11 protein-coding genes and 1 other RNA gene are annotated in these 11,811 nt (G+C 47.7%); 2 read left to right on the top strand and 10 right to left on the bottom strand.

Annotation, left to right across the window (positions count from 1 at the left end):
• Positions 1-19: 19 nt before the first annotated feature.
• The 4 genes from IEW26_RS03315 to IEW26_RS03330 all read right to left on the bottom strand — a co-directional run bounded on the left by IEW26_RS03315 (position 20) and on the right by IEW26_RS03330 (position 2,377).
• On the bottom strand, positions 20-763 hold the full coding sequence (locus IEW26_RS03315; protein ID WP_145404102.1) for a lytic transglycosylase domain-containing protein: 744 nt from the start codon (positions 761-763) through the stop codon (positions 20-22).
• A gap of 221 nt (positions 764-984) precedes the next feature.
• The gene (locus tag IEW26_RS03320; RefSeq protein ID WP_373288403.1) at positions 985-1,413 is read right to left on the bottom strand and encodes a hypothetical protein; all 429 of its coding nucleotides are present in this window, start codon (positions 1,411-1,413) and stop codon (positions 985-987) included.
• Between the two features lie 35 nt (positions 1,414-1,448).
• Positions 1,449-1,844, bottom strand: a complete 396-nt coding sequence (locus IEW26_RS30615) for a DUF1540 domain-containing protein (RefSeq protein WP_308423440.1) — start codon at positions 1,842-1,844, stop codon at positions 1,449-1,451.
• A gap of 26 nt (positions 1,845-1,870) precedes the next feature.
• Positions 1,871-2,377 carry a YpuI family protein gene (locus tag IEW26_RS03330; RefSeq protein WP_111271888.1) on the bottom strand — a complete coding sequence of 169 codons (507 nt, stop codon included), beginning with the start codon at positions 2,375-2,377 and terminating at the stop codon, positions 1,871-1,873.
• Positions 2,378-2,680: 303 nt separating this feature from the next.
• Between IEW26_RS03330 and IEW26_RS03335 the strand changes: the two genes are divergently transcribed.
• On the top strand, positions 2,681-4,555 hold the full coding sequence (locus tag IEW26_RS03335; RefSeq protein WP_188591237.1) for a S8 family peptidase: 1,875 nt from the start codon (positions 2,681-2,683) through the stop codon (positions 4,553-4,555).
• A 169-nt stretch (positions 4,556-4,724) separates the two neighbouring features.
• Here IEW26_RS03335 and IEW26_RS03340 read toward each other — a convergent pair whose 3' ends face one another.
• Positions 4,725-4,982 carry a hypothetical protein gene (locus IEW26_RS03340; protein ID WP_110897974.1) on the bottom strand — a complete coding sequence of 86 codons (258 nt, stop codon included), beginning with the start codon at positions 4,980-4,982 and terminating at the stop codon, positions 4,725-4,727.
• A gap of 85 nt (positions 4,983-5,067) precedes the next feature.
• The gene (pdxR, locus tag IEW26_RS03345) at positions 5,068-6,600 is read right to left on the bottom strand and encodes a MocR-like pyridoxine biosynthesis transcription factor PdxR (RefSeq protein ID WP_188591238.1); all 1,533 of its coding nucleotides are present in this window, start codon (positions 6,598-6,600) and stop codon (positions 5,068-5,070) included.
• 107 nt (positions 6,601-6,707) lie between these two features.
• Between pdxR and IEW26_RS03350 the strand changes: the two genes are divergently transcribed.
• Positions 6,708-7,937 (top strand): aminotransferase-like domain-containing protein, encoded by a 1,230-nt coding sequence (locus IEW26_RS03350; protein ID WP_188591239.1) that lies wholly within the window; start codon positions 6,708-6,710, stop codon positions 7,935-7,937.
• A gap of 198 nt (positions 7,938-8,135) precedes the next feature.
• Here the strand turns inward: IEW26_RS03350 and rnpB are convergent.
• The 4 genes from rnpB to rpoD all read right to left on the bottom strand — a co-directional run bounded on the left by rnpB (position 8,136) and on the right by rpoD (position 11,810).
• An RNA gene (gene rnpB, locus IEW26_RS03355) (RNase P RNA component class A) lies at positions 8,136-8,547 on the bottom strand.
• A 90-nt stretch (positions 8,548-8,637) separates the two neighbouring features.
• On the bottom strand, positions 8,638-9,753 hold the full coding sequence (locus tag IEW26_RS03360; protein ID WP_188591240.1) for a Nif3-like dinuclear metal center hexameric protein: 1,116 nt from the start codon (positions 9,751-9,753) through the stop codon (positions 8,638-8,640).
• The gene (locus IEW26_RS03365; RefSeq protein ID WP_188591241.1) at positions 9,729-10,487 is read right to left on the bottom strand and encodes a tRNA (adenine(22)-N(1))-methyltransferase; all 759 of its coding nucleotides are present in this window, start codon (positions 10,485-10,487) and stop codon (positions 9,729-9,731) included. Before IEW26_RS03365 ends, IEW26_RS03360 begins: the two co-directional genes overlap by 25 nt.
• Positions 10,488-10,670: 183 nt before the next feature.
• Complete coding sequence (rpoD, locus tag IEW26_RS03370; RefSeq protein WP_110897979.1) at positions 10,671-11,810, bottom strand: RNA polymerase sigma factor RpoD; 1,140 nt, start codon at positions 11,808-11,810, stop codon at positions 10,671-10,673.
• Position 11,811: the final 1 nt, after the last annotated feature.

Raw genomic sequence — 11,811 nt, forward strand, 5'->3', positions numbered from 1 at the left:
CTGTGTTTAACATGTTCGATTAAAGCATATATTTAGAGCGAGCCCGCTCTACTTTGGAAATATAATTCTGGGTTTCGACAGGAAGAAGATGAAGCATGCTCATCAGCTCGCTATCACTCGTAATCCCAAGTCTCGATAACCTTCCGGGTCCGGCATTATAAGCAGCCAAAGCCATCTTTTCCTGACCCCCAAAACGCTGGAGCTGGAGTGATAAATATTTGGTTCCCGCATCAATATTTTGAGCCGGATCAAATGAATCACTTACGCCAAGGCCAGCAGCTGTGCCATCCATCAATTGCATTAAACCCTTCGCCCCTGCAGAAGAGACCACATTCGGATTAAAGCCCGATTCGGTATCAATGACAGCCTTGATTAAAGATTCGGGTACACCGTACTTGATGCTTGCCTGTGCGATTAGCGATTCATAATCGGTAGGTACCGATTTACCGGAATCCACTGCTCCTGCATCAGAGGATGCAAGCAGAGCGCTCAAAGCATTCGTATCGGTTGTATTTCCTGTATACATATCCGGGCTATATGTACCGCCAAGCTGCAGCCACAGCAGGCCATCATTCGATCTTTTGGAGAGTATAGCCTGATTCTCCGCATCACTTGCACCGTTAGCATTTGTATTTAACAAACCGCTGATCACATCGGAAAAATCATTCGTTGAATCAGCCGCAGCCGATCCGCTCGTTTGGTTGCTCATATTGGACAATTGCAGCTCCAGTAGCTGCCGCGAACTGCGTGGATCAATCTGCATATGGTATATTCACTCCCGCTTCATTTAACCTTGCTGACTTTATTCTACATTGTTTTACATACAGGTTCCATCATTTTCATAAAAAATAATCAATTTCACATTCACATATGCGTTAATACGAAAAAAACCTTCCGCCTTTCACCATAAACAAGTGAGGACAGAAGGTTACCATTTTCTTCACAGACAAGGATAGCGGCTACCCCTACTGTGATTTGATTTTTTTAACGTGCAAAAGGAATCATAAAAAAGTAACTTAACGTAGCAACAATACCTAGCCCGATCGACCAGGCTCCTGCTGTTTTGCGACCATTCACATACGCATAATACCCAAGCACAGCTGCCGCCGGACCAAGCACGATGGACCACATAAACAAAGATGCGATACCAAAAGCAAGACCCAAATAGCCCGCTGCACGGCCTGTAGATTCCATCACCCTGTCTGCTTCATGCTTCACAGGCACTGCATCTGCTGGCACTTCATCTGTACGATCTGTACGTTCTCTCCTTACAGCTGCTGGTGGTGCCACCTCTGCCCCGTATTCCTCACGGAATGCTTTTCTAGGGTAGTCCACTCGCTGACGTTGATGCTCACCTTGTCCACCCGTGTTGTAACGTTCCAAGCGATTATCATTAGTATCATCATTCTTCACGTGAAAGCACCTCCGTTATTCAATAGGATGACTGCTTACTTGGGTTTGAATGTGTGGCAGCAGGTAGCTGACGAAGTACGCGCATGATCATGATGGTCGGAGTCGAAGGTTTCCCCGGCAAATTCCTCATGCAAACGACGGGTAGCATGCTGGTCGATGTCAATCATGATGGCATCGGCCTGACAGAAGTTGTTTTCTCCCCAGAAATGACAGTTAGATACGCTGCATTTGACGATTGGTTTGTCATGGCTCATTTTTTTATCACCTCGACATGTATTGTTGCCCCGCGTGAAATCCGATATTCTCCGCCTAAATGCCAGATGATAACATGTCGTGAGCAAACCGCTGATTGTCAGCCATTTTTTGCATTTATCACAACACAAAAAACCGCCACAAGGGCGGTTTTCCATTAGAAACGTATTGTCATTCATTAAATAAGTTCAAAACTATAGCAAAATTAAGCGTGATTACGTTGATTTTGCATACGGCGCTGGGTCAGATAATCACTTTCATAATAAGCCAGATCATCGCGAAGTTCCTCATACGTTTTGGAAATTTCAAGAATAACGTCGCGCACCGCACGAACGGGCTTATCACGAAAACGAATCGCATCCTGACCAGTGTAAGCGTATCTTCCGTCTTCGGAGTAGCACTCGTTTTTCGGATAGAAAAAGCTGTTTACACTTTGGTGATACGTATTATAAAGAGCCTTTTCGGCAAATTCGACATCAAAGTTGGCACGACGCAGCACAACGCCAAGTTTTTCGTAAGAAACTTCAGAAAAAACGAGCAAATGACGGAGATCTGAAAGGAATCCTTTGTAGAAGGCTGTTGATTCCTCCGTCTGATTCTGATCCAGTTCAGGCAAAGCATTTTCATTCAAAAACTTTTCGATCCGATCGATCGCCGGTTTTAACTTTTCCCTAGTTGACTCACATGTTTTCTGTACATTGGCTGCTGACATAAAGGTAGCTCCCCCTTAAATAAGTCCTTACATATTTACATATAGTTTGGCCAAACAACATTTGTTCTTGACCTTTTGAATACTCAGATATAATCCTACCATAAAAAGTTGACGAGCGGTATCCCTTAATCTTGCTTTCCATTCATGTCACGGAACCTAATGGGTACCCGGCATAGGAACTGAAACTCTTTTGCATAAAAATATGCCGTTCTCCTAACGCTAACTACAATCCATAACAAGCCCAGATGCGTAAAAAGCACATCCAATGAGCTTGTGCAAAATGAACGAAGGAGGTTCTGTTCCATGTCCAGACCACGATGGATGAACTGGGCGCTTGCCGCAGGCGCTGGCGCACTCGCGCTCACTTTACTGCTTCCCACATCCAACCGCACTGTTCCGAGACCAAGTGCACTGCAAGAAAATCCACAGAAGGAACATGCAAGCAAGCAACGCCTGAAGGTTCAGGATATCAAAGCCACCGATCAGCTTACCCGTGTAGATGCCAAACAGCATCTCGGTATTATGCTGAACAAAACGGCTTCAATGAACGAAGCCCAGCTCAACCGATACTTGAAGCAGCTCCAGGATTCACACGGACACATTCGTTCGATCCAGCTTATGAACATGGATGGCACATCCAGCAAACGATTTGATCGTACAGTCAAACCCGGAAGCAAGCTCGAGCAGCAGAAATTAAATCATACGTTGAATCTGGCAAAAAAGGCAGTCAACAAACGCCAGAGCTTTGAATCCTCTTCGTTTCCGCTGGGGAAAGAGAAATATTTTGTGATGGGACAGCCCTCCAAGGATGGCAAACGGGCAGTCATCGCTTTGTTCAGTCAAAGTGTACTTAATGCCGTGGAAGAACACCAGCGCAAAAATTTGCGGATGATCCCATACCCGCGTGAAGGGAAATTCAAAATCGAATCGGTGCACCCCGATACCTTGAACGAAATTACAGTCAAGACCGGACATGACAACGCGAATGCAAGCCATTTTTACGAAAATGAAATCGTCATACGCTTCCGGCAAGATCCTAGTGAACGCGATATGCGGATCATTCGTTCGGACTTGAAAACACAATCTGCGCGCAAGCTTGGGTATACGTATGTTTTTCGATCCGAGACGATGAATTATAAACAATTGCGGGACTATTTCGGCAGTAAATGGAACCCGCTGTATATGGAGCCTCACTATATGTATTTAACCAATGAAGCACCCGCTGAACAAACCGATGTCACCATCCCCAATGACGTGCTCTTCTCGGATTATCAGTGGAATTTACCTGCAATTGAGACGAATCGCGGATGGAACATTACCAAAGGAAACAAGGATGTCATCGTGGCCGTAGTGGATACAGGGGTTGATGTGAATCACCCGGATCTCAAAGGCAAATTACTCGAGGGATACAATGTCGTAAAACCGGGCAGCAAGCCGATGGATGATGTGGGCCACGGTACACATGTTGCCGGTATTATCGGAGCGATTGTGAACAATAATGAAGGTGTCGCTGGCATGAGCTGGTATAACAAGGTGCTGCCCGTCAAAGTGCTCGATAACTCGGGATCGGGTACAACGTATGCTGTTGCCGAAGGAATCATCTGGGCAGCGGATCATGGCGCCAAAGTCATTAACATGAGTTTGGGCAATTATGCAGATGCCCAATTTCTGCATGATGCCATCAAATATGCCTTTGACCGGGATATCGTACTCATCGCTGCAACTGGCAACGATAATACCGAGCGTCCTGGTTATCCTGCCGCGTATCCGGAGGTTTTTGCTGTCTCGGCTACCGACCCCGATATGAACAAGGCTTCTTACTCCAACTATGGAGACTACGTCGATGTGACCGCTCCGGGTTCAAGCATCGCCAGTACGTACCCGGATAATCAATATGCCGCTCTGTCAGGTACTTCCATGGCGAGTCCGCACGTTGCTGCACTGGCTGGCCTGATTCGCTCTCTGAATCCAGACCTGACCAATACCGAGGTCATGGATTTGATGCGTCAGAGCGTTATTGATCTGGGGGATCCGGGCCACGATAAATACTACGGCTACGGGCAGATTGATGTATACAAAGCGCTGCAGGCCGCCTCGGGCAGCAGTGCCCCGCTGCAATTTTGGCCACAGCATGTCAGACAGCAGTTAGATAATACGTTGAACAAGCATACTCGGTAAATACGTTAAACATCTACACGCGATTAATATGCCGAACAAAATATAATCGATCATACAGCAATGTATTTTGTTCACCTGATTGAATATGAAAACAAACAAAAGCAGCTGCGCCTCGGGGCGTATGCTGCTCTTTGGTTTTGAACCTATTTCCCCGAGGCACTCGCTGCGCCTAGCGCTTGCGAGAGGTTGTGCGGGCTTTGCCTGATTTTTTCACGGATTTTTTCTTATGGCTGGACACATACAGCGGTCCTGGTCCTTCTTCCTTCACAACAACCGGATACATATGGTGAGGGATCGGAACGCAGTGATGCTGCTTTACAATTTCAATCGGGTGAATAACAGGCACGATCTGTGGAATGTAATAATCTTGAACGACCTGGATCGGATCACATACAATTGGAGAAACCTGTGGACAACAATGGTTCATTTCAAACCAACTCCCTTTCAAGTGATACTATAACCTATTGCAGTTCACCCGAAGTGGTATGGATGGATGTCCATAGTCAAAAAAATTATATGAGCGGCAGCCTGTCCGCAGCTGACCCGGCCTGCTGGGAAGTGTATCTTTCAATCACATCGCATAACGTAATTAGCCCTTGCCGCAGCGCTTCTTCGCTGGTCACCGTGAAACAGATACGCAAGCTTGACGTATCACTCTCCCCAACAAAACAGGCTGATCCCGGCAAAAAGGATACACCCGCAGCAAGAGACTGCCGATGAAGCTCATGTATATCGAAATTCCCATGTAATTCAAGCCACAAGTTAAGTCCTCCATCTGGCAGACGCCACTGCATTCCCTTCGCTGCATGCTCATCCAACACCTCGGAAGCAGCGCACAGCCGGGCATACAATTTCTCTCGAAGCTCACGTACATAAACATCGTACTGATTCTGAATGTACGTCTGCAGGGCCTTCTGTGTTAATAGCGGGCTCCCCAGGTCAGCTGTAGATTTGGCGGCCACAAGCCGGGTCAGCACACTGCCATCGGCAATCGCGCAAGCTACACGGCAGCCCGGAGACAGCACCTTGCTGAAGCTTTTGATGTATACGACATGTCCGGCATTATCCATTGATTTAATGGAAGCTGGCGGCGGCTCATGAAAATACAAATCAGCAAAGGGATCATCTTCAAGAATAAGACAGTGATAGCTTTGCGCAATGTTAAGCAGCTGGGCCCGTCTTCTTGCACTCATCGTTATGCCCGTCGGATTGTGATGGGTAGGAACAGTATAAATCAACTTTGGTGCATAGGTATCACACAGACGGGTCAGCAGATCGATACGCATGCCTTCATCATCCATAGGAACTGTGATAATCTTGGCTCCTCTGCTCGTAAATACATCAATTGCTCCAGTATACGTTGGAGCCTCCATATATACCACATCGCCAGGCCCAACAAATGTACGAGCTACCAGATCAATACCCTGCTGTGCACCGCTTGTGATTAACATTCGTTCAGGTGCCGCCTGAAGTCCACGCGAATTGAAATGTGCGGCAAAAGTCTGTCTTAATTCCCAGTCCCCCTGAAATGATCCATATGCCGCCATGCGGTCCGTGTGATCTGATGAAAGATGGTAGGCACTGTCGATGATATCACGGGTAGGCAGCAATTCTGGCTGGATCGCGGACATATGCAGTTCATGACGAACCTGGGGAGAGACGTCAAAGTGCCGCCACAACTGAGCCCTTGGCAAATAGTCGATCAGTGTCATCTGCCAGTTCAGTGCTGCACCTGTATCACTGCTTCTCTTTCTGTGAACATTACCAGTACCATCCTCTTGGGGCTGAGGTGTTGTAGTGGAGGCTCCCAAACCAGTCACATAACAGCCTTTACCCTGGGAACAGCTGATAAGTTGTATAGCTTCGAGTTCAGCATAAGCTTTGCTCACTGTGACCAGGCTTACTCCCAGATCGACAGTCATTTTGCGCACAGAGGGCAACCGGGTTCCCGGCTCTATTAATCCCGAACGGATACGGTCAGCAATCGTTAGAGCAATCTGCACATACAGCTTCGTGCTGCTCCCCCGTTTCAATTCAATATGCATAATCACTCCCCCAACTGTTATGATCGTCGTTTTACTGTTATAGTGCGTTCTATCTATTATAGTTTATAATATTAGTATAACAGTGAATAACAGGAGATGAGAATATCATGAGTACACCTTGGTCTAAAATGGCACAAAACACCCCGTCCTCTGTCGTTCGCGACATGTTACAGGCCGCACAAGCGCCCGGAATGATCTCACTTGCAGGTGGTCTTCCTGCGCAAACTTCCTTCCCGCTTGAAGCCATCCGCGCAGCTTATGAGAAAGTATTTATGAGTGGGTCAGCCGCTCTTCAATATGCAGAAACGGAAGGCTATCGTCCGCTTCGTGTCAAAATTGCTGAGCGTCTGGAAGCCAAAGGACTGCCTGCTTCACCTGATCATATGCTGTTAACGACTGGATCACAGCAATCCATCGACCTGGTCTGCCGCATCCTGCTTGACCCGGGTGACAGCGTACTTGTGGAATCACCTACTTATCTGGCGGCTCTGCAGGTCATCCAATCTTATCAGGGCGTATCACACGGCGTAGCCTGTGACGATCACGGTATGCTGCCAGAATCTCTGGAAGAGCAGCTTCAACTACATCTCCCTAAACTGGTCTACATTAACCCCACGTTCTCTAACCCGACAGGCAAAGTATGGTCCCGTGAGAGAAGACAACAAGCCGTGGATTTGTGCCGAAAATATGGTGTACTTATTCTGGAGGATGATCCTTATGGTGAAATCCGCTTTAACCCTGAACAACTAGATGCACCTGCTCTCGCAGCACTGGATGCTGCATCATATGAAGGACCGTCCAACGTAATCTATACCAGCACTTTTTCCAAAACAGTAGCTCCGGGCCTCCGTACCGGCTGGATTCTCGCTGCTCCCGATATTGTTAAAATTGCTGCTCGCGCCAAGCAAGGCGCAGACCTGCACTCCAGCAGCATTGATCAGCGAGCATTGCACGCATTACTTGAGACGTTTGATCTGGATGCTCATATTCGCCACATTTCTCAGGACTATGAACAGCGTATGAGAACGCTGACCGAACTCATGGCCCGTAAATCATGGGAGGGCATTACATGGAACTCTCCGCAAGGCGGCATGTTCTTGTGGCTGACACTTCCTGAAGGCATGCTTGCCAGCAACCTGTTCACATACGGCATCCAGGAGAAGGTATGTATCGTACCTGGTGATTCCTTCTATGCCGGAACACCAGAGCTTAACCGGATGCGGATCAACTTTACCCATACAGACCCTGAGCTTCTTCCTGAAGCGGTAGAACGTATGGATCGTGCCATTCAGCGCTGGCATGCTTCCAGCCAATCCGATCATGTGGTTACAATGTAACAAACTGTCATTCCGATAGCATAACAGTTGACCGCTTTAGCCTTTTTTTACAGGCTAAGCGGTTTTTCTTTTTCTATAGCCGTGCTGCTTACGTCGGAATAAAAATAAGGCGTCAGATTCAAAAATGAATCTGACGCCTTATTTTTATATAACCTGTTGTGTTGAACAGGAATTCATACATCGTTTTGTTGTTGCAGTTAGGAAAGCTTACCGTAAGCCGGGTTCTGTGCTCTTCGTGGTTCAAACGGGAACTACCCTCCCACCAGAAGCGACAATCATCTATCTAGGCCGTACATTGCTGCACAGCTCAAGCGACCAACCTAGACACACCTCGGGCTAAGGCTGTCTCCTCCGAAGAGGTGACGGTGTCCCTTTAGGTCTTGCTCCAGATGGGGTTTACCAGGAACGAAGTCACCAGCGTTCCTCGGGGTCTCTTACACCTCGGTTCCATCCTTGCCTGTACCGGGGAATACCCGGCCATCGGCGGTCCATTTCTGTGGCACTATCCTTCAACTCGCGCTGACTGGACGTTATCCAGCATCCTGCCCTGTGGAGCCCGGACTTTCCTCTCGTGGCAACGAAGGCCACCAGCGATTGTCTGTCAAGCTTTCCGAACAACATTACATAGTATACAGGCATTTGCCTCCCCATACAAGCTAAATATTAATGGAAATCAGCGTGCAGCCTGCTTTTTACCCTTTTACATGAAACGGAATACTTCTGTATTCACCTCGGATGCAGTCACCTTCGTCTCATATCGCTGATCTGCGAGCTGAGCACGGAGCCAATCTGCAGTCTTGGGCTTCATGATTTTTTCTGTATTATGGCCCGGATCAATGATACACATGCCCGCCATCAGAGCATCATGTGCCGTATGATAGTCAATATCTCCCGTTACAATGACATCCGCTCCCTTGAAACGGGCTGTAAGCACATATCGGCTGCCTGAACCGCCGAGCACGGCGGCTTTTTTGATTTTTTTATTCAAATCACCAACCACGCGTACTTGCGGAACGTTAAATTGCGCTTTGACGACTTCGACCAACTCGCCAAGGGTTTTAGACTCCTTCAAAGGACCAAGACGTCCCAGGCCAAGTGTACGCCCTTTTAAATCGACTGCAAAGAGATCATACGCCACCTCTTCATATGGATGCGCCTTTAACATCGCCTGAATCACTTTGCTTCGCAAGCTTTGAGGTACAAGCGTTTCAATCCGCATCTCTTCGGCACGCTCCATCTGCCCCTGCGCTCCGATAAACGGCTGTGTGCCTTCGCCTGGAACAAATGTGCCTGTTCCTTCCGTGCTAAAGCTGCATTTGCTGTATTGACCAATACTTCCTGCCCCTGCCTCCAGAATCGCTTGCAGCACCTGCTCATGATGCGTACGGGGAACGAACACTGCAAGCTTGTAGAGTTGATCTGTATGCACATCCTCCAGCGATTCCTTGCTCTCAATGCCAAGTGCTTCAGCCATCCAGTCATTAATGCCGCCCTCGGCTACATCGAGATTGGTGTGGGCAATATACACCGCGATGTCGTTTTTAATCAGTTTCTCATACAGCTTGCCCATAGGTGTATCTGTACTCAGTGATTTTACGGGACGGAACATAATAGCGTGATGCGCAATAATCAGATTGGCACCAAGCCGGATTGCTTCCTCCACGACTTCATCAGTGACATCCAGTGCCACAAGCACATGAGTAATTTCTTTTTGCAGACTTCCCAGCTGTAAACCGATGCGATCATCAGGTACAGCCAGATGTTTCGGAGCCAGCCGCTCCATCAGTTGAATTACGGTTTGACCTTTGGCAAACATGCCAACACCTCCTGTAAACTGCTGATCAGCTGCTGCACCTCGGCTGCTTTGTCCCTGGATGATTCCTGATCCGATTTGGAAATGGACTGTAACACGCCCTGAAGCTTGCAGATTTCACTCTCCCATTTAGCAAAAAACACTTCGGTAGCACGGTCCGTCAGATACGGACCCATACGCAGCAGCAAATCTTCGGTCATTTCCACGCCGTCCTTTAAGGGACGAGCACGATATACCTCTTCATTCGCAATTGGACTGCTCGCCTGCGGCATCGCAGTAATGATCTCATAAATTTTTCCGTCTTCCTCCAGAAGCTGCTCCGCCACGACAACCCAATGATGCTCCAGCAGCCAACGTCTCAGAATATCTTCACCTACGTTAGGCTGCAAGATCAGAAGCTGAACACCTTCCAATTTGGACAAGCCGCGCTCTAAAATGGAAGCAATCAATGCACCGCCCATGCCCGCAATCGTAATGACATCCACTTCTCCTGTGGAGATCACATCCAGTCCGTCTCCACGACGCACCGTAATTTTTTCTTTTAACCCGGCATCACTGACCTGCTTGCATGCAGCATCGTATGGACCAGGATTGACTTCCCCTGCTACAGCCGCTGAAGCTTTGCCACTGCGAATTGCGGCAACAGGTAACAACGCGTGGTCCGAGCCGATATCCGCCATCCGGCTTCCTTCGGGAATTTGATCATGTATTCGTTGTAATCGATTCGAAAGTTTCATGAAGCACCTGACCATTCATTTAATTTATTGATTTGCATTGCGTGAAGAAAAACGATAAAATGAAATCCAATCAAACATTTCAAGGATGATTTTCCAAAAGAAAGAAATCTAACTATTCAAATTAAAACGAAAGGAGACCCCGCCGCCGCCAAAGCGTCTCGCAGAAAGTCTCCCATAGTTCAATTATTCGAGGAAATCCTTGAGTCGTTTGCTGCGACTCGGGTGGCGCAATTTACGAAGAGCTTTGGCTTCGATCTGACGAATACGCTCACGCGTAACACCAAATACTTTGCCCACTTCTTCCAGTGTTCTTGTACGTCCATCATCCAGACCAAAACGCAAACGAAGAACATTTTCTTCACGCTCTGTCAGTGTGTCCAGAACATCCTCGAGTTGTTCTTTCAAGAGCTCGTAGGCAGCAGCATCGGCTGGAGCGAGTGCTTCCTGATCCTCAATGAAATCACCCAGATGAGAATCGTCCTCTTCACCAATCGGTGTTTCCAGGGAAACCGGTTCTTGGGCAATCTTTGTAATTTCACGAACCTTTTCAACACTCAAGTCCATCTCCGCAGCAATCTCTTCAGGAGTCGGTTCGCGTCCAAGTTCCTGCAGGAGCTGACGGGATACCCGAATCAGCTTATTAATCGTCTCCACCATGTGTACAGGAATACGAATTGTACGCGCCTGGTCAGCAATTGCACGTGTGATCGCCTGACGAATCCACCATGTTGCATACGTACTGAACTTGTAACCCTTTTTATGGTCAAATTTCTCTACCGCTTTGATCAGACCCATATTACCTTCCTGAATCAAATCAAGGAACAGCATGCCACGTCCGACATAACGCTTGGCAATACTTACAACGAGACGCAGGTTAGCTTCCGCAAGACGACGCTTGGCTTCCTCATCCCCGTTCTCAATTCGTTTGGCAAGCTGTACTTCATCATCAGCAGACAACAAAGGCACGCGTCCAATCTCCTTGAGGTACATCCGCACAGGGTCATTAATTTTGATGCCAGGTGGCAGGCTCAGATCATCATCAAAATGGAACTCATCGTCCCCATCTCTACCGCCGTTTTCGGAATCATCGTTTGGACGAAGGGTAACCTCTTCATCATTTTCGTTAACCACATCAATTCCAAGGTCACTGAGTTGCTCGTAGAACTCATCCATCTGCTCTGCATCCTGCTCAAACGGAGAGAGTTTTTCAATAATTTCCTTGTAGTTCAGTGAAGCTCTTTTCTTACCTGATTCAATCAATTGATCTTTAACCTGATCCAGTGTTAATTCTGTTTCTAGTTCAGTATGCTGATCATTCGCCATA

It is taken from the genome of Paenibacillus silvae (genome assembly GCF_014639235.1).
GTDB classification, from domain to species: Bacteria; Bacillota; Bacilli; order Paenibacillales; family Paenibacillaceae; genus Paenibacillus; species Paenibacillus silvae.